Raw genomic sequence first — 17,270 nt, 5'->3', positions numbered from 1 at the left:
GGATGTGAAATGAAAGCGTTATCCAAACTGAAAGCGGAAGAAGGCATTTGGATGACCGACGTTCCTGAACCGGAAGTCGGCCATAACGATTTGCTGATTAAAATCCGTAAAACAGCCATCTGCGGGACTGACGTTCACATTTATAACTGGGATGAATGGTCGCAAAAAACCATCCCGGTTCCAATGGTTGTAGGGCATGAATATGTCGGTGAAGTTGTTGGCATCGGCCAGGAAGTTAAAGGCTTCAAAATCGGCGATCGCGTTTCCGGTGAAGGCCACATTACCTGCGGACATTGCCGTAACTGTCGCGGTGGCCGTACTCACCTGTGCCGCAATACCACCGGTGTCGGCGTAAACCGTCCAGGCTGTTTTGCACAATATCTGGTGATCCCGGCGTTTAACGCCTTTAAAATCCCGGACAATATCTCCGATGATTTAGCTTCCATCTTCGATCCATTCGGTAACGCGGTACACACGGCGCTGTCGTTTGATTTGGTTGGCGAAGATGTGCTGGTTTCCGGTGCGGGTCCGATTGGCATTATGGCTGCAGCGGTAGCGAAGCACGTTGGTGCTCGCCACGTAGTGATTACAGATGTTAATGAGTACCGTCTGGAGCTGGCGCGTAAAATGGGCATTACCCGCGCAGTCAACGTCTCGAAAGAGAACCTGACCGACGTGATGGCCGAGCTGGGGATGACCGAAGGGTTCGATGTGGGTCTGGAAATGTCTGGGGCGCCGCCAGCGTTCCGCACCATGCTGGACACCATGAATCACGGTGGCCGTATTGCTATGCTGGGTATTCCGCCATCTGATATGTCCATCGACTGGACGAAAGTTATCTTTAAAGGACTGTTTATTAAAGGTATCTACGGTCGTGAGATGTTTGAGACATGGTACAAAATGGCTGCACTGATCCAGTCTGGTCTGGATTTGTCGCCGATCATCACCCATCGATTCTCCATCGATGAATTCCAGCAGGGTTTTGACGCGATGCGTTCAGGCCAGTCAGGGAAAGTGATCCTGAGCTGGGATTGAATGCGCAAGGTGCATTCAATGTTAATTACGGCCAGATATCGCTATCTGGCCGTATAAACCATAGATTTTATTTTCCGCGGATCTTTCTGGATAACGATCTTATATTTTCTTTAAGCAGGATGAGTTTATAAATTAACCCTCTGCCTTTAACGTTAATATTATATTTTCGTTGTAATGCCAGAATGTCATTTGCCTGGCAGACCTTCATATTTCCCTTACAGGACAGGTCAATAATCCTTAACTCACCCGTTGGTGTGCGAATGAAATTCCCTGGGTGAATGTCATTTGATGCCAGTCCGGCCTTGTGAAGACGCAGTACGCATTGCTTTACCTCGTCAGCATTCTGCTGGTTAATTTCCCTTAAAGGAACCCCTTCAATATATTCATGAATAGTATAAACATCATGGCACTGGCGAAAACGTGTTTTCTCAGCAGCATAGTAGAGATCGGCAGTACAGATGCGCATTTCCGGCGGGAGCCTGTCCAGCTTCCTGATCAGTCGGGAATAGAAAGGGCCGGAGGTAAAGTTCTGTAATTTTTTCTCAAATCGTGGATCAACTTCACGGTCGTTTTTGATGATAAATTTTTGTGAGTTGTACTCGACCAACTCCACGCTGCGCAATGCGTTACCACTGCTCAGCGGTTTGCCACTGATTTCTTTTTTGATGTATTTATTCATCAGTGACTTAAGGTCTTTTCTGGTCTCTTTGCAATAGACCGTAAAACCTTTTTCGTGTGTCTTACTGATGGCCATCTTTTCCCTCAATATCAGCCTATAGAGTACGTTAATTCATAGGGATAGAGTATACAGGTTGTGTACCTCAATATGTAGACGATCTGAGCTATCATCAACCTGCTGAACGCAGGTGTAGCAGGGCATCTTTCTCAAACCGGACGCTTTCGCTGCAGCGTTTCTGCCCATAAATACGTTCTAACCTTAATAATTCCTTAATGAAACTGTAGTAAAAGTCATCAGCGTAATGACAAACCTGGGTTAGTTAGCTGATGAGAAACTGCACAAATATGTTGAGTGTTATTATTCCGTTATATAACGTGGGTGATAGTTTTCGGGATTGCATGGAATCTTTGATCGCACAGACATGGACTGCGCTAGAGATCATCATTGTGAATGATGGTTCAACGGATAACTCTGTTGATATTGCACAACATTATGCGGATAACTATCCCCATGTACGGTTGTTGCATCAGGCTAACGCAGGGGCATCCGTAGCGCGTAACCGTGGCCTGGAAGCGGCCAAAGGGGATTATGTTGCATTTGTCGATGCCGATGACCTGGTTTATCCCAATATGTACGAAACCCTGATGACCATGGCAATTCAGGATGACCTGGATTTAGCTCAGTGTAATTCCGACTGGTGCATTCTTGAAACGGGGCACACCTGGCAATCAATACCGACGGATCGTCTTCGGTCTACGGGGGTGTTGACCGGCCCTGACTGGTTACGTATGGCGTTGGCTTCACGCCGCTGGACACATGTGGTCTGGATGGGAATTTATCGCCGGGATGTTATTGAGAAAAATAAAATAACATTTATTCCGGGGTTACATCATCAGGATATTGTCTGGACGACGGAGTTTATGTTTAACGCTGTACGAGTGCGATATACCGAGCAATCTTTATATAAATACTTCTTACATGATCAATCAATCAGCCGTCTTAAACGACAAGGTTTAAAAAATCTCAACTACCAGCGGCACTATATTAAAATTACGCGGTTATTGGATAGGTTGAATCGTGAATATGCCGATCGGATTACTATTTATCCGGAATTTCATCAGCAAGTTACCTATGAAGCATTGCGCGTATGCCATGCAGTCCGTAAAGAACAGGATGTGCATATTCGTCAGCGTATGATCGCAGAGATTTTTGTCTCTGGTATGTATAAGCGCATGATAACTAACGTCCGCAGTGCCAAAGTATTGTACCAGGCACTGCTATGGTCATTCCGTCTATGGAAATGGCGCGATAAAAAATCAACGCCTTCGCGTATTGCCCGAAAAGCGCTTAATCTACGTTAGCGTTCATGGTGCTGGGTGAAGATGTGTTCCCCCAGCCTTGCCACTGCAGTCTCATATACTGCACCAGCGTGCTTTGTGTGATGCTTTCTCCTAGCACGCTAAAGAATCGGCTGGCGTAAACCGGCTCTAACGGCTTCTTCGGCTTGCATAATTTCACCCCGCGGAAAGGATTACGCGGCGCATCTGGCGTACCGTTTCTCGGTGGAGTGAGATTAGGTCTGGAAGTATCTACCTGCGGCTCATTAAGCAGGCTGCTCGGACGAACCAGCGTAATATCGGCTGGCAGGCTATACAGCATCTGCTGCAACACTCGTACCGTAGAAGGGTGGGGGTGCCCGATGGCAATCGCTGACCCGTTACGGCGAGCAAGATCGACTGCACGATTAAACTGACGGCGAATATCGGCTTCGTTTTGTGTATCGTCGAGGAAGACTTTGCGTTTGATGACCTTCACTCCGGTTCCTGCCGCCGCGCGCATGGCCTGGCTGTTGCCGATGGTCATACTGTCGAGGAAGTAGAGGTCGTAGCGTTCCAGAGCTTGCATCACCTTCTGCATGCCGAACAGGCTGGACGTCATCGCACTCCCCATGTGATTATTCAGTCCCACTGCATACGGCACTTTGCTTACCGCGTCGCGAATAATCCGTTCAATTTCTTCGCTGCTCATCTCCGGGCGTAACGTGTCTTTTTCCAGCGGTTGCTTGCTCAGTGGGGCCATCGGCAGATGGATCAACACTTCATGTCCACTGTTATGCGCTTTAGTCGCCATTTCACGCGCATGTGGCGCGTTTGGCAGAACGGCAACAGAGACAGTGGAAGGCATTGCCAGCACCTGATTTTCTGTGTGCGGACGGTAGCCGAAATCATCAATAACGATAGCAAGTTTGCCGGCGAAAACAGGTGTTGCGAATGCCAGCAGGCTGGCGAGTGAGAGCAAAGTACGACGAAACTGAGGCAAAACTTATCTTCCCAACCACGGCTGTGGATTGACCGCCTGACCCTGGCGACGAATTTCGAAATAGAGCGCCGGCCTGCCCTGACCGCCGCTGCTACCCACAAGTGCAATAGGCTGCCCGGCGCGAACCTGCGTACCGACGCTGACCAGCGCGCTCTGGTTATAACCGTAGAGGCTCATATCGCCTTTACCGTGCTCAACGACGACCACCAGGCCATAGCCCTGCAGCCAGTCCGCCAGAATGACGCGACCATCGGCGATGGCTTTGACTTCGGTACCTTCGGATGCGCCAATAACCATCCCTTTCCAACGTAGCTCACCTTGCAGCTGTTCGCCATAGCGATGCAGCGTTGGACCACGAACGGGCCAGAACGCCTGACCGCGTGGTGAACCTAACCCGCCGGTACGAGACATCAGTGATTTCTCGCTTTCGGTTGGCTTATAGGTCGAGCCTTTGCGTGATGCTTCCTGTTGCTTATCGCGTACGGCCTGCGCCTCGCGGGCTTCACGTTCCGCGCGTGCTTTGGCTGCGGCTTCGGCGCGAGCAATGCTGTTGCGCAGGCGGGATTCGTTGGCGCGCATCTCGCCTAACTGCTGCTGACCTTGTTGAATCGACGACTCCAGACCCGCGAGCGTTTTCTGGCGTTCATTACGCGCCTGCTCCAGTTTCGCCTGCTGTGCACGCTGTTCGTACAACAGCGTCTGCTGTTCGCTTTGCTTATCTTCCAGCTCGGCTTTCTGCGAGTCGACCTCTTCGCGGGTTTGCTTCAGCTGTGCGATAGTCTCCTGGCGCGCCTGGTTCAGATAGCCGAAATAGGCCTGCAGGCGTTGCCCGCGCTGAGTCTCTTCACCGCTGAGGATGAGCTGAATACCAGTATGTTCACCCTGGCGAAACGCAGCATCCAATTGGGCTGCCAGACTGCGTTCTTGCGCTGCCCGCTGCTTTTCCAGCTTCGCGAGTGCGGCATTCATCTCAGCGATTTGCGCATTCAGCTGTGCCAGGGAGTTTTGCGTTTCGCGCAGCTGCCTTGCGGCAACGGCGATAGCCTGTTCCTGAGCTTTAAGCTGAGCAAGGAGGGTGGCGCGTTGTTGTTGCTGTTGGCGTACCGCGCGTTCTTTTGCCGCGATATCGGCCTGAATGGATTTGAGCTGATCGCGCTCGTCCGCATGGGCGGAAAAGGCGCACAACAATACGCCAGCGCTAAGCGCGCTGGCGTAGAACAAGGGCCTGACTGAAAACTTACGCAGTTTCACGGCCCGAGTGATGGTATTAATCGCCTTTCCCCTCATGGGGAGGGATTATTCCACGATGAACAGCGGCTTACCAGTCATCTCTTGCGGGATTTCCATACCCATCAGCGTCAGCATGGTCGGGGCGATATCAGAAAGTTTGCCACCTTCAACTGCTTTGACGTTTTTACCACCGACATAAATCAGTGGAACCGGCAGGTTGGTGTGCGCGGTATGCGCCTGACCGGTGGACGGATCGCGCATTTGCTCTGCGTTACCGTGGTCTGCGGTGATCAGCAACTGGCCGCCAACGGACTCAACCGCTTTAGTCACCTGCTCAACGCAGTGATCCAGCGCTTCAACCGCTTTAACCGCTGCTTCCATCACCCCAGTGTGACCAACCATGTCGCCGTTCGGGTAGTTACAAATGATGGTGTCGTATTTACCGCTCTCAATCGCCGCAACCAGTTTTTCGGTCAGCTCTGCGGAGCTCATTTCCGGCTGCAGATCGTAGGTGGCGACTTTTGGCGAGTTGATCAGAATACGGTCTTCGCCTTTGAACGGCTCTTCTACGCCGCCGTTAAAGAAGAAGGTTACGTGCGCGTATTTTTCGGTTTCGGAAATACGCAACTGCGTTTTGTCATTCTTCGCCATCCACTCGCCAAGGGTGTTGGCCAGAGACGCAGGTGGGTAAGCCACCGCAGTTTTGATGTCTGCCGCGTATTCGGTCAGCATCACAAAGTTGAGGTTAACGACTTTCTTACGGGCGAAGCCGTCGAAGTCAGCGTTAACAAACGCACGGGTAATTTCACGCGCACGGTCAGCACGGAAGTTCATGAAAATCAGCGTATCGCCATCTTCCATAGCGGCATCTGCCTGACCTTCGGCACGGATCACGGTCGCTTTGACGAATTCGTCGTTTTCATCGCGGGCATAAGCAGCCTGCAGGCCTTCAACCGCCGTAGCGAACTGGAACTCGCCCTTCGCCAGCGTCATCAGATCGTAAGCCTGTTCCACGCGATCCCAACGGTTGTCGCGGTCCATAGCGTAGTAACGACCGATAATGGACGCTACGCGGCCTTTGCCCAGCGCGGCAAATTTCTCTTCGAATTTCTGCAGTGAATGTTCAGCGCTGCGCGGCGGGGTATCACGACCATCAAGGAAAGCGTGCAGATAGATTTTCTCAGCACCGCGTTCAGCTGCCATTTCTACCATCGCCATGATGTGATCTTCGTGGCTGTGTACGCCACCGGCAGACAGCAGACCCATGATGTGTACCGCTTTGCCGCTATTTTTTGCCTGATCAACTGCGGCGGTCAGCACCGGGTTAGCGAAGAAAGTACGTTCTTTAATTTCCACATCCAGACGGGTCAGATCCTGATACACGATACGGCCCGCGCCCAGGTTGACGTGACCCACTTCGGAGTTGCCCATCTGGCGATCGGGCAGGCCAACTTCCAGGCCAGACGCATCAATCAGGGTATGCGGACGTTTTGCCCACAGCGCATCCATTACCGGGGTTTTAGCACTAAAAATGGCGTTATCCTGGCTGTCTTCGCGATAGCCGTAGCCATCCAGAATCACCAGTACCATAGGTTTTTTAGAAACCGACATTGCGACAACCTCACACTCAAGAGATAAAAAATAATTGCGTAATTTTACTACAGCTGAATCGATAAAGTAGCCCCCGAAGATCAAATAATGGGGGATCGCGTGCCAGGGGGAACACCGATTTACATTTTTTTTTCCGTAGCGCCCCGCAAAAATGCAATCCAATGCACGCTCTGGCTGTATTTGCGCCAACGCGCAGGTATACTCCTTTCCTGGTTTTTTTAATCACTGAGTCGGGAGTTGTTACCCCCCATGCAAGAAATTATGCAATTTGTTAGTCGCCACCCTGTCTTGAGTATCGCCTGGATTGCGTTACTGGCGGCTGTATTATTTACCACGTTTAAGAGCCTGACCTCAAAAGTGAAGGTGATTACTCGCGGCGAAGCTACACGTCTCATCAATAAAGAAGACGCCGTTGTTGTGGATTTACGCCAGCGCGACGACTTCCGCAAAGGCCATATCGCAGGCTCCACTAACCTGCTGCCGAGCGAAATCAAAGCCAACAATTTTGGCGAGCTGGAAAAACACAAAAACAAACCCGTGATTGTGGTTGATGGTTCAGGCATGCAGTGCCAGGATTCAGCAACTGCGCTGATTAAAGCCGGTTTTGAGCAGGTATCTGTACTGAAAGACGGCGTAGCGGGCTGGAGTGGCGAGAATCTGCCACTGGTTCGCGGCAAGTAATTTACCCGTCTTCTTTCGTACTGCTGGGTAAAAGAACACTGGAGATAAGTCATGGCCAATATTGAGATCTATACCAAAGCAACCTGCCCGTTTTGCCATCGCGCAAAGGCGCTGTTGAACAGTAAGGGTGTGAGTTTCCAGGAACTTCCGATTGACGGCGATGCCGTGAAGCGTGAAGAGATGATCAAGCGCAGTGGCCGTACAACGGTTCCGCAGATTTTTATTGATGCACAGCACATTGGTGGTTGTGACGACTTGTATGCGTTGGATGCGCGTGGTGGACTGGATCCCCTGCTGCGTTAAGGCGTACGGATAGTATTTAAAGGACAACACTAAAGGGTTTTCTCAACATGTCAGAACAAAATAACACTGAAATGGCTTTCCAGATCCAACGTATTTATACCAAGGATGTGTCTTTCGAAGCGCCAAATGCACCGCATGTTTTCCAGAAAGATTGGCAGCCAGAGGTTAAACTGGATCTAGATACCGCATCTACCCAACTGGCAGATGATGTGTATGAAGTAGTGCTGCGTGTCACCGTAACGGCTTCTTTGGGTGAAGAAACTGCGTTTCTGTGCGAAGTTCAGCAGGGCGGTATTTTCTCCATCAGTGGTATTGAAGGGACTCAGATGGCGCATTGCCTTGGCGCATACTGCCCGAACATTCTGTTCCCGTATGCCCGCGAATGCATCACCAGCCTGGTTTCACGCGGTACATTCCCGCAACTGAACCTTGCGCCGGTCAACTTTGATGCGCTGTTCATGAACTATTTACAGCAGCAGGCTGGCGAAGGTACTGAAGAACATCAGGATGCCTGATGAACCAAAGTAATGCTTCAATGACTGTGATTGGTGCCGGCTCGTACGGCACCGCTCTTGCTATCACCCTGGCAAGAAACGGCCACCAGGTTGTCCTGTGGGGCCATGATCCGAAACATATCGCGACCCTTGAGCACGATCGCTGCAACGTCGCGTTCCTCCCTGATGTGCCTTTTCCCGAAACGCTGCGCCTGGAAAGTGATTTAGCCACTGCGCTGGCCGCCAGTCGTAATATTCTGGTGGTGGTGCCGAGCCATGTCTTTGGCGAAGTGCTGCGTAATATCAAACCGCTGATGCGTCCTGACGCGCGGCTGGTCTGGGCGACAAAAGGTCTGGAAGCGGAAACAGGGCGTCTGCTGCAGGACGTCGCGCGCGAAGCGCTGGGTGATTCTATCCCGCTGGCAGTCATCTCCGGTCCGACGTTCGCCAAAGAGCTGGCGGCGGGCATGCCGACGGCGATTTCTCTGGCCTCGACGGACGACGCCTTTGCTGACGATCTCCAGCAGTTGCTGCACTGCGGCAAAAGCTTCCGCGTCTACAGCAACCCGGATTTCATTGGCGTGCAGCTTGGCGGCGCGGTGAAAAACGTGATTGCGATTGGCGCAGGGATGTCTGACGGCATCGGATTTGGTGCAAACGCACGAACGGCATTGATCACCCGTGGGCTTACCGAAATGTCTCGCCTTGGCGCGGCGCTGGGTGCCGATCCTGCCACCTTTATGGGGATGGCGGGTTTAGGCGATCTGGTGCTGACCTGTACCGACAACCAGTCGCGTAACCGTCGTTTTGGCATGATGCTCGGCCAGGGTATGGACGTGCAGGGCGCGCAGGACAAGATTGGTCAGGTGGTTGAAGGCTACCGCAATACGAAAGAAGTTCGTGAATTGGCGCACCGTTTTGGTGTCGAGATGCCAATAACCGAGGAAATTTATCAAGTATTGTATTGCGGAAAAAATGCGCGCGAGGCAGCATTGACGTTATTAGGTCGTGCGCGCAAGGACGAGCGAAGCAGCCACTAGCCGTAAGGAACCGTTTCAATCTAACGACCCGACCCGCGAAGAACGGGTCGGTCGTTTTGCTACCTTCTGGAGTACGCAATGCCGTGTGAAGAACTGGATATCGTCTGGAAAAACATTAAAGCGGAAGCCCGGGCACTGGCGGAATGTGAGCCAATGCTGGCCAGTTTTTACCACGCAACGCTGCTCAAGCATGAAAATCTCGGCAGTGCGCTAAGCTATATGCTGGCGAATAAACTCGCTTCTCCAATCATGCCTGCCATTGCGATTCGCGAAGTCGTGGAAGAGGCCTACGCGGCCGATCCTGAAATGATTGCCTCGGCGGCTTGCGATATCCAGGCGGTACGTACGCGTGACCCGGCAGTCGATAAATATTCCACCCCACTTCTGTACCTGAAAGGCTTCCATGCGCTGCAGGCCTACCGCATCGGCCACTGGCTATGGCATCAGGGGCGTCAGGCATTGGCGATCTTCCTGCAAAATCAGGTCTCTGTTACCTTCCAGGTGGACATCCACCCGGCGGCAAAAATTGGTCGCGGTATTATGCTCGATCACGCCACCGGTATTGTGGTGGGCGAAACGGCGGTCATTGAAAACGACGTCTCTATTTTGCAATCCGTCACGCTTGGCGGAACCGGTAAAGCAGGCGGCGACCGTCATCCGAAAATTCGTGAAGGCGTGATGATTGGCGCTGGCGCGAAAATCCTCGGCAACATTGAAGTCGGGCGTGGCGCGAAGATTGGCGCAGGTTCCGTCGTTTTACAGCCGGTACCCCCGCATACAACCGCCGCAGGCGTTCCGGCGCGCATCGTCGGCAAGCCTGACAGCGATAAGCCATCTATGGATATGGATCAGCATTTCAACGGGATTCATCATACTTTCGAATACGGCGATGGCATCTGATTTCGAGCTATCTTATTTGTCATCTTGAACCCGGGCTGTGCTCGCCATCCTCACGTACTGCGTGTATGCACAGGTCGGCAAGCGCGGTCCGTGTCCAACCTGACTGCGCCGATAACGCTCGAAAATAAACGGCAAATTCTGCCGTAGGTCGGATAAGGCGTCAGCCGCCATCCGACATAAATCAACTGCGTAATACCGCGCCAGGATAACCTAACTGGCGCCAGGCCTCATACACCACTACTGACACCGCGTTAGACAGATTCATGCTGCGGCTGTCCGGCATCATCGGAATACGAATTTTTTGTTCGGCTGGCAGCGCGTCGAGGATGCTGGGTGGCAGACCGCGAGTTTCCGGGCCAAACATCAGATAATCCCCATCCTGATAGCTTACCGCGCTATGCGCTGGCGTACCTTTGGTAGTCAGGGCAAACAAACGTTGCGGGTTTTCTGCGGCCGCAAAGGCGGCGTAATCAGGGTGGCGCAGCACGGCGGTAAATTCATGGTAATCCAGCCCCGCGCGACGCAGGCGCTTGTCGTCCCAGGTAAAGCCCATTGGCTCAATAATATGCAGACGAAAGCCGGTGTTGGCGCAAAGACGGATAATATTGCCGGTATTTGGCGGGATTTCTGGTTCGAACAAAACGATGTTAAGCATACTGCCCCCTTGATAACGGGGGGCAGAATAGCAGAAAGAGCGGGTACTATGCGACGGTCAGCGCGTGCGGTTTATAGCGTTGCAGTTTGTAAATCGTTGCGGCAGCCGCAACCAGCGCCGGAAGGCTGAGGAACATTAATATACTGTCTGCCTGCCATTGCAGGGAAAGCAGCTGGGCGCTCATCATCGTTCCGGCTACGCCACCGAAGCGGCCCACGCCCTGCATCCAGGCAATGCCCGTTGCGCGGCAGTGGGTTGGATAAAACGTTGCGGCCAGCGTCTGCAGCCCGGACTGCGCACCGTTCATGGTAATCCCCATCAGGAAGATTAGTGCGCCGAACAGGATGATATGGTTATGTTCAAACCCGAGAGCGAGGGCAAACAGCATCGTCAGAATAAAGCCGAGTGACACCACTTTATGCGCTTCCCAACGGTCCATTAACCAACCGGCCAGCAGGATCCCTGCGGTACCGCCGAAGGTAAACAGTGATGTCAGCCAGGCGGATTCAGCCAGCGGATAGCCCATTCCCAGCATCAGCGTTGGCATCCAGCTCAACAGCACGTAATAGATAACCAATCCCATAAAGTAGGTCATCCACAGCATCAGCGTGCCCGGCAGCCAGGGCATACTGAATAGCTGTGCCACGCTGCCTTTTTTGACCGTGACACGGTCTTCATCCAGATAAAACTGGGTAACCTGCTCCAGACTTCCCGACATAAAGCGTTGAGCAATGCGTTTAACCTGTGCAACTCCTTTACCGCGGTGAACCAGATACTTCACCGACTCCGGCAGGAACAGCACCAACAATACGGTGAGGGCCAGCGGGGCGATCGCTCCGGCAAGCAGTACACTGTGCCAGCCGTAATTGGGAATAAGCCAGGAGGAGATTACGCCGCCGCCCGCAGCGCCTAACGGAAATCCGCAGTACATGGTGTTAATCGCCATTGAACGACAGCGTTTAGGGGCAAATTCTGAGACCAGGGTGATGGCATTGGGCATTGCCGCGCCAAGACCCAGCCCGGTGAGAAAGCGCCAAAACGTGAGCATATTCAGCGTCTGGGCATAGGCAGTTCCCAGACTGGCGAGACCAAAAAACAGACAGGAAAAGACCAGAACACGCTTACGGCCCATACGATCGGAAATCGGTCCCGCCAGTAGAGCACCAAATGACAGGCCCAATAGCGCGGCGCTTAACACCGGTCCGAGATCCTGTTTCTTGATGCCCCAGTCGGCAGAGAGCGTGGGGGCAATATAGCCCATTGCCGCGGTATCGAAGCCGTCAATGGCTAACACCAGAAAGCCCAGGACGATAATGACCCAGTGGAAGCGCGAAAAAGGACTGTCATCTATCGCCTGCTGGATATTCACTTTGCCGGAATAAGCCATGTCACCCTCGCCCGTTATGATCGAAGTTATACGTGTGAATTGTTGTTGTATTAGCTTGTATATACATTTGGCAGGTGGATAAAAAGTTGTCAAATATATTGGTTGTAAGTGTTAACCAATCGTTATTTTTCGAATAAAAAATGGTCGGGCTGGAAACAGGCCGACCATTGAGAAAAAGGGGGGTTACGGGGGATTGTTACGCTGCGCTACCCTGGGCCAGGGGAGCCAATGCAGCAGGCAGGCTCTTGCCCAGTTCCTGTACCAGCGAATCGCGGCTGATTTCGCTAATGGTTTTTGCACCGGTCAGGGTCATTGCCACCTTCATCTCTTTCTCGATCAGGTTCAGCAGATTCGCCACACCAGCCTGTCCGTGTGTTGCCAGCGCGTACAGATAAGCACGGCCCAGCAGCACGCTATCGGCACCCAGCGCAATCATGCGTACCACGTCCAGGCCGTTACGGATCCCGCTGTCGGCCAGAATAGTGATATCGCCCTTCACCGCATCGGCAATGGCGGGCAGTGCGCGGGCGGAAGACAGCACGCCATCTAACTGGCGCCCACCGTGGTTAGAAACAACAATGCCATCTGCGCCAAAGCGTACGGCGTCGCGGGCATCTTCTGGATCGAGGATCCCTTTGATCACCATCGGACCCTCCCAGAATTCGCGGATCCACTCGAGGTCTTTCCAGGAGATGGACGGATCGAAGTTATTCGCCAGCCAACCGATGTAATCCTCAAGGCCGGTGGGTTTGCCAAGATACGTCGAAATATTGCCTAAATCATGCGGCCGACCGTTCAGGCCAACGTCCCATGCCCATTGTGGATGGGTGACTGCCTGCCAGTAGCGACGCAGTGCGGCATTTGGGCCGCTCATACCGGAATGCGCGTCACGGTAACGTGCGCCGGGCGTGGGCATATCGACGGTAAAGACCAGCGTGGAGCAGCCCGCCGCTTTGGCTCGCTCCAGGGCGTTACGCATAAAGCCGCGATCGCGCAGGACATACAGCTGGAACCACATTGGACGCTTGATGGTCGGGGCGACTTCTTCAATTGGGCAGACGGATACCGTCGAAAGCGTAAACGGAATGCCTTTAGCATCAGCGGCGGCGGCGGCCTGAACTTCGCCCCGGCGTGCATACATGCCGCATAAACCGACAGGCGCGAGGGCCACCGGCATCGACAGTTTTTCGTTAAACAGGGTGGTTTCCAGACTGAGATCTGACATGTTCTTCAGCACGCGCTGGCGGAGTGCCACCTCTGATAAATCTTCCACGTTACGGCGCAGGGTATGCTCCGCGTACGCGCCACCGTCAATGTAGTGGAACAGGAAAGGGGGCAGAATGCGCTGGGCTGCGGCGCGATAATCGCTGGCTGCTGAAATAATCATGTGTTGTTCTCCCTGCTAATTTCATTATGGTCACCGGGCAGACGAGTGATACGCGCCTGGCGGGCCTGGTCTTCATCAAAGCGTTTAATGGTGGTATGGACAAAACTGAGGTGCGCCATCATCGCCTTACGCGCGCCATCGGCATCCCCGGCGACAATCGCGTCCAGCACAGCAAGGTGTTGTTCTGTGAGCTGTGAAAATACCGGTGGCACCAGGTACATACGCTGGCGACTCTGTTTTACCGAAGACTGCAATACGTCGAAGAAACCGCGCATGGTCTGTAACAGCACCACGTTGTGCGAGGCTTCAGCGATGGCAAGGTGAAAGCGAACGTCTGCTTGTGAAGCGAGATCCGGATCTTCACTTTGTGTGGCCTCGAAACAGAGCCTGATTTTCTCTTTGTCGGCGGCTGTGGCGCGCATGGCGGCGTGCCAGGCGGTGCTGGCCTCAATGGCGTGGCGGGCTTCGAGAATATCGAAGCTGTAATCAGGGTCGTCCGCCATCAGGCTTTTCAGCGGCTGAACGATGTTTTGTTCGGACCACGCTTCATGCTGCCAGCGGATAAACGTCCCACCACCACGACGGCTAATCAGCACGCCTTCACTTACCAGCTTTGCCAGCGCCTCGCGCAGCGAATTGCGCGACACACCGAGCTGTACGGCCAGCTGGCGCTCGGCGGGCAACTTCATGCCCGCTTCCAGCTGTTGTTCTTCAATCAGCGCCCGCACACGAGATGCGACCTCGTCTGACAGGCGTCTGGGCATCACAATCATGGAATCATCCAGGTTAAGACATAGGCCTGCAGCGTGGTAATCACACCCACCATGCAGGTGAAAATCAGGCTGTGTTTGACGGTGAAGCGGAACAGATCAGACTCTTTGCCAACCAGTCCCACTGCCGCACAGGCGATGGCGATAGACTGCGGAGAGATCATCTTGCCGGTTACGCCGCCGGTGGTATTTGCAGCCACCATCAATACGTCAGAAACACCGATTTGCTGCGCTGCCGTTGCCTGTAGCGCTGCGAACAAGGCGTTTGACGAGGTATCAGAGCCCGTCAGGAATACCCCCAGCCAGCCGAGGAACGGCGAGAAGAAAGTGAACGCGCTGCCGGTGTGCGCCAGGGCCAATGCCAGGGTGGATGAAAGCCCGGAGTAGTTAGAGATAAACGCAAATGCCAGCACCATCCCGATGGAGTAGATAGGCAGCGCCAGATCTTTCAGCGTACTGCCAAAGGTCTGCAGAGCGGCGGAGGGTTTCATCTTCAGCCAGACGATAGACAGCAGCGCGGCAAACAGGATGGCGGTGCCGGTTGCCGAGAACCAGTCGAACTTGTACACCGCCGCGTAGGCTGTGGCTTCGTGTACCACCGGCGGCATGCGGGCTACCAGCTTATCGAGGAACGGAACCGGAATGTTGACGACCCAGTGGTACATCGCCCCGCCAGGGGCAAACAGCGCTTTAAACGGCGGGATGCTCCACAGTGTGACGGTGGCGGTCAGGAACAGGAACGGCGACCAGGCGCGGATGATTTGCCCGGCGGTGTAGCGGGTGCGCGACAGGTCCATATCGACCTGTGAAGCCCCCATATCGCCAAAACGGAAGATGCGTACCGGCTGCCAGCGCTTCAGGAACAGCGTCAGACACACCAGAGAAACCAGAGAAGAGATGATGTCCGGCAGTTCCGGCCCGATAAAGTTAGAGCTGAGGTACTGCGCGATAGCAAACGAGCCGCCCGCGACCATCACCGCAGGCCAGGTCTCTTTCACGCCGCGCCAGCCGTCCATAATCGCCATGATCCAGAACAGTACGATAATCGTCAGGAACGGTAGTTGGCGGCCAACCATCTGACCAATCTCAAAGCTGTCCAGCCCGGTGACCTGACCGGCAACCAGAATCGGGATGCCCATTGCCCCAAAAGCGACTGGCGCGGTGTTTACGATCAGGCACAAACCTGCTGCATACAGTGGGTTAAAGCCAAGGCCAACCAGCAGCGCGGCGGTTATCGCCACCGGCGCACCGAAGCCCGCGGCCCCTTCGAGGAATGCCCCAAAGGAGAAACCGACAATCAGCATTTGCAGACGCTGGTCAGGGGTAATTGAGAGAATGGATGAGCGGATGATGTCGAACTGCCCGGTTTTAACCGAGATTTTATAGACAAACACCGCTGCAATGATGATCCAGGCTATCGGCCACAGACCATAGAAGAAACCGTACACCACGGAGGCCAGCGCGTGATCGACCGGCATTTTGTAAAACAGCAGGGCGACCGACAAAGCGATCACCACCGTCCATGACGCCGCAACGTAGCCTTTCAGCTTGAGCTTAATCAGGGCGAAGAAAAAGAACAGGATGGGGAGCGATGCGATCAGACTGGAAAGCCAGATGTTACCGGCCGGGTCGTAGTTTTGTTGCCAGAGATTCATTGCAGGTCTCCTGGGGGCCGCTGACATAATGCAATGAGTCTGTGCTCATCTCTTCGTCACACTATGTGTAAAAGTGGCCCTGCCAATATTGTTGTGTAGGGGTAATGACAATGAATGGTTAATCAAATGTTATTTATTGGCAACGGTATTGTACGCACATTTTAATGAAATGTGAGGTATTGGTAGGATCTTACTGAAATTGGTAGGGCCAATTGCGAGGGGAAGCGAAGGACCGGGCAAGCGAGTGTTGCCCGGTGACAGATTAGAACTCGCTTTTCGCGAAGCCCGTCATCTCTTTCAGGCCCATTTCACGGCCAAGCTCGGTCATCGGGTGAACGACGATCAGGCCGCGCACGCTCTTCTTCAGCTTGCCCATGTCGGCCTGTTCTTTTTTGGTGATGGCACGATGGAACGGGAGTTTGCTGAGCTTTTGCGCTTCTTTGCTCAGCTTCTGGCCGTGTACTTCACGCAGTCGTGCGATCTCAGTTTCCAGAGTTTCTTTCTCTTGCTCCAGCTCGGCATATTTGTCGGCGGCTTCAACCAGGGACAGGTCAGCCTGCTGGTGGCGGATAGCGTCAAGACGATCGCTCAGGCGTTTAATTTCGTTTTTTTCGACTTCTTTCATAGGATAGCTTCTGATAAAAATAGGATGAATATCCTATAGTATGCGCGCAGAGCGGGATTATTCACAACTAATCGAAGATAAATAATCAAATGCCGCAAGTATTATTAAGCTAATGGTAATGCTACTTTTTTGATTAATAAGGAACTTTAAGCGATAAGATTGGCCATGGCGCTTTTTATTGGCGGGTTTATAGCGAAGCACGTTTTCCTCAATATAATCGCCCAACCGATCCTAAACTTAAATGAGCAACCGCACAGGCTGAGCGCGGTTAATACATGGAGGAGGGAAGATTATGGCGAAAATAGGTGAGAACGTTTCGGTTCTGATTGATAAGACGGTCGATTTTATGGCTTCCAGCCAGGCTTTTCGCGAATATCTGAATAAAACACCGCCGCGCGACGTAGTCCCTTCTGAAATACCACAGGAGAACGCGCAGCTGTATCTGCAACGTCTGGCGTACTATCGGCAACTGTATCGACCGCAGCAGGAAGAGAAGTAA

General features: G+C 53.2%; 18 protein-coding genes. 8 read left to right on the top strand and 10 right to left on the bottom strand.

Going from position 1 to position 17,270, the window contains the following annotated elements:
- Positions 1-9 precede the first annotated feature (9 nt).
- Positions 10-1,035 (top strand): L-threonine 3-dehydrogenase, encoded by a 1,026-nt coding sequence (gene tdh, locus FDX03_RS20765; RefSeq protein ID WP_005120462.1) that lies wholly within the window; start codon positions 10-12, stop codon positions 1,033-1,035.
- A 67-nt stretch (positions 1,036-1,102) separates the two neighbouring features.
- Here tdh and rfaY read toward each other — a convergent pair whose 3' ends face one another.
- Entirely contained in the window at positions 1,103-1,789 is a 687-nt protein-coding gene (rfaY, locus tag FDX03_RS20760; protein WP_061066826.1) for a lipopolysaccharide core heptose(II) kinase RfaY, read from the bottom strand.
- Positions 1,790-2,040: 251 nt separating this feature from the next.
- Between rfaY and FDX03_RS20755 the strand changes: the two genes are divergently transcribed.
- Positions 2,041-3,075 carry a glycosyltransferase gene (locus FDX03_RS20755; RefSeq protein ID WP_048213707.1) on the top strand — a complete coding sequence of 345 codons (1,035 nt, stop codon included), beginning with the start codon at positions 2,041-2,043 and terminating at the stop codon, positions 3,073-3,075.
- On the opposite strand, the gene FDX03_RS20750 is transcribed toward FDX03_RS20755, so the two are convergent.
- From FDX03_RS20750 to gpmM, 3 genes are read right to left on the bottom strand one after another with little or no spacing between them, the layout of a single operon-like run.
- Positions 3,062-4,033 (bottom strand): divergent polysaccharide deacetylase family protein, encoded by a 972-nt coding sequence (locus tag FDX03_RS20750; protein WP_137346516.1) that lies wholly within the window; start codon positions 4,031-4,033, stop codon positions 3,062-3,064. The two genes, FDX03_RS20755 and FDX03_RS20750, sit on opposite strands and share 14 nt — an antisense overlap.
- Positions 4,034-4,036: 3 nt before the next feature.
- A complete protein-coding gene (gene envC / locus FDX03_RS20745) occupies positions 4,037-5,296 on the bottom strand; it encodes a murein hydrolase activator EnvC (RefSeq protein WP_231591591.1) in 1,260 nt (419 codons plus the stop codon).
- Positions 5,297-5,329: 33 nt separating this feature from the next.
- Positions 5,330-6,874, bottom strand: coding sequence for a 2,3-bisphosphoglycerate-independent phosphoglycerate mutase (gene gpmM, locus FDX03_RS20740; protein ID WP_137346515.1), 1,545 nt, complete (start codon positions 6,872-6,874; stop codon positions 5,330-5,332).
- 249 nt (positions 6,875-7,123) lie between these two features.
- Between gpmM and FDX03_RS20735 the strand changes: the two genes are divergently transcribed.
- The 5 genes from FDX03_RS20735 to cysE all read left to right on the top strand — a co-directional run bounded on the left by FDX03_RS20735 (position 7,124) and on the right by cysE (position 10,292).
- Positions 7,124-7,555, top strand: a complete 432-nt coding sequence (locus FDX03_RS20735; protein ID WP_003024148.1) for a rhodanese-like domain-containing protein — start codon at positions 7,124-7,126, stop codon at positions 7,553-7,555.
- A gap of 51 nt (positions 7,556-7,606) precedes the next feature.
- Positions 7,607-7,858, top strand: coding sequence for a glutaredoxin 3 (gene grxC / locus FDX03_RS20730; RefSeq protein WP_003024152.1), 252 nt, complete (start codon positions 7,607-7,609; stop codon positions 7,856-7,858).
- 47 nt (positions 7,859-7,905) lie between these two features.
- Positions 7,906-8,373: a protein-export chaperone SecB gene (secB, locus tag FDX03_RS20725; protein ID WP_003024155.1), complete on the top strand. Its 468-nt coding sequence runs from the start codon at positions 7,906-7,908 to the stop codon at positions 8,371-8,373.
- Positions 8,373-9,392, top strand: coding sequence for an NAD(P)H-dependent glycerol-3-phosphate dehydrogenase (gpsA, locus tag FDX03_RS20720; protein ID WP_003024157.1), 1,020 nt, complete (start codon positions 8,373-8,375; stop codon positions 9,390-9,392). Before secB ends, gpsA begins: the two co-directional genes overlap by 1 nt.
- A 78-nt stretch (positions 9,393-9,470) precedes the next feature.
- Entirely contained in the window at positions 9,471-10,292 is an 822-nt protein-coding gene (gene cysE / locus FDX03_RS20715; RefSeq protein ID WP_003024160.1) for a serine O-acetyltransferase, read from the top strand.
- Positions 10,293-10,473: 181 nt separating this feature from the next.
- On the opposite strand, the gene trmL is transcribed toward cysE, so the two are convergent.
- The 6 genes from trmL to FDX03_RS20685 all read right to left on the bottom strand — a co-directional run bounded on the left by trmL (position 10,474) and on the right by FDX03_RS20685 (position 16,771).
- Positions 10,474-10,947 carry a tRNA (uridine(34)/cytosine(34)/5-carboxymethylaminomethyluridine(34)-2'-O)-methyltransferase TrmL gene (trmL, locus tag FDX03_RS20710; RefSeq protein WP_116360369.1) on the bottom strand — a complete coding sequence of 158 codons (474 nt, stop codon included), beginning with the start codon at positions 10,945-10,947 and terminating at the stop codon, positions 10,474-10,476.
- Positions 10,948-10,993: 46 nt separating this feature from the next.
- On the bottom strand, positions 10,994-12,334 hold the full coding sequence (locus FDX03_RS20705; protein ID WP_003024165.1) for an aromatic acid/H+ symport family MFS transporter: 1,341 nt from the start codon (positions 12,332-12,334) through the stop codon (positions 10,994-10,996).
- 196 nt (positions 12,335-12,530) lie between these two features.
- Positions 12,531-13,721 carry an FMN-dependent L-lactate dehydrogenase LldD gene (gene lldD / locus FDX03_RS20700; protein ID WP_101742501.1) on the bottom strand — a complete coding sequence of 397 codons (1,191 nt, stop codon included), beginning with the start codon at positions 13,719-13,721 and terminating at the stop codon, positions 12,531-12,533.
- Positions 13,718-14,494: a transcriptional regulator LldR gene (gene lldR, locus FDX03_RS20695; RefSeq protein WP_048213701.1), complete on the bottom strand. Its 777-nt coding sequence runs from the start codon at positions 14,492-14,494 to the stop codon at positions 13,718-13,720. The genes lldD and lldR overlap by 4 nt, the downstream gene beginning before the upstream one ends.
- Positions 14,491-16,146 carry an L-lactate permease gene (lldP, locus tag FDX03_RS20690; RefSeq protein ID WP_003837651.1) on the bottom strand — a complete coding sequence of 552 codons (1,656 nt, stop codon included), beginning with the start codon at positions 16,144-16,146 and terminating at the stop codon, positions 14,491-14,493. The genes lldR and lldP overlap by 4 nt, the downstream gene beginning before the upstream one ends.
- 262 nt (positions 16,147-16,408) lie before the next feature.
- A complete protein-coding gene (locus tag FDX03_RS20685; RefSeq protein WP_137346514.1) occupies positions 16,409-16,771 on the bottom strand; it encodes a YibL family ribosome-associated protein in 363 nt (120 codons plus the stop codon).
- Positions 16,772-17,063: 292 nt separating this feature from the next.
- Here FDX03_RS20685 and FDX03_RS20680 point away from each other — a divergent pair, with 292 nt between their 5' ends.
- Positions 17,064-17,270 (top strand): hypothetical protein, encoded by a 207-nt coding sequence (locus FDX03_RS20680; RefSeq protein ID WP_048213699.1) that lies wholly within the window; start codon positions 17,064-17,066, stop codon positions 17,268-17,270.

Origin of the sequence: Citrobacter sp. wls827 (genome assembly GCF_005280875.1) — a bacterium.
GTDB lineage: Bacteria > Pseudomonadota > Gammaproteobacteria > Enterobacterales > Enterobacteriaceae > Citrobacter > Citrobacter youngae.
This window is presented reverse-complemented; position numbering and strand designations above follow the sequence as displayed.

Bases quoted from the DNA above. Each gene is read 5' to 3' on its own strand.
- tdh (WP_005120462.1), top strand. From the start codon at position 10: ATGAAAGCGTTATCCAAACTGAAAGCGGAAGAAGGCATTTGGATGACC.
- rfaY (WP_061066826.1), bottom strand. From the start codon at position 1,789: ATGGCCATCAGTAAGACACACGAAAAAGGTTTTACGGTCTATTGCAAA.
- FDX03_RS20755 (WP_048213707.1), top strand. From the start codon at position 2,041: ATGAGAAACTGCACAAATATGTTGAGTGTTATTATTCCGTTATATAAC.
- gpmM (WP_137346515.1), bottom strand. From the start codon at position 6,874: ATGTCGGTTTCTAAAAAACCTATGGTACTGGTGATTCTGGATGGCTAC.
- FDX03_RS20735 (WP_003024148.1), top strand. From the start codon at position 7,124: ATGCAAGAAATTATGCAATTTGTTAGTCGCCACCCTGTCTTGAGTATC.
- grxC (WP_003024152.1), top strand. From the start codon at position 7,607: ATGGCCAATATTGAGATCTATACCAAAGCAACCTGCCCGTTTTGCCAT.
- secB (WP_003024155.1), top strand. From the start codon at position 7,906: ATGTCAGAACAAAATAACACTGAAATGGCTTTCCAGATCCAACGTATT.
- gpsA (WP_003024157.1), top strand. From the start codon at position 8,373: ATGAACCAAAGTAATGCTTCAATGACTGTGATTGGTGCCGGCTCGTAC.
- cysE (WP_003024160.1), top strand. From the start codon at position 9,471: ATGCCGTGTGAAGAACTGGATATCGTCTGGAAAAACATTAAAGCGGAA.
- trmL (WP_116360369.1), bottom strand. From the start codon at position 10,947: ATGCTTAACATCGTTTTGTTCGAACCAGAAATCCCGCCAAATACCGGC.
- FDX03_RS20705 (WP_003024165.1), bottom strand. From the start codon at position 12,334: ATGGCTTATTCCGGCAAAGTGAATATCCAGCAGGCGATAGATGACAGT.
- lldD (WP_101742501.1), bottom strand. From the start codon at position 13,721: ATGATTATTTCAGCAGCCAGCGATTATCGCGCCGCAGCCCAGCGCATT.
- lldR (WP_048213701.1), bottom strand. From the start codon at position 14,494: ATGATTGTGATGCCCAGACGCCTGTCAGACGAGGTCGCATCTCGTGTG.
- lldP (WP_003837651.1), bottom strand. From the start codon at position 16,146: ATGAATCTCTGGCAACAAAACTACGACCCGGCCGGTAACATCTGGCTT.
- FDX03_RS20685 (WP_137346514.1), bottom strand. From the start codon at position 16,771: ATGAAAGAAGTCGAAAAAAACGAAATTAAACGCCTGAGCGATCGTCTT.
- FDX03_RS20680 (WP_048213699.1), top strand. From the start codon at position 17,064: ATGGCGAAAATAGGTGAGAACGTTTCGGTTCTGATTGATAAGACGGTC.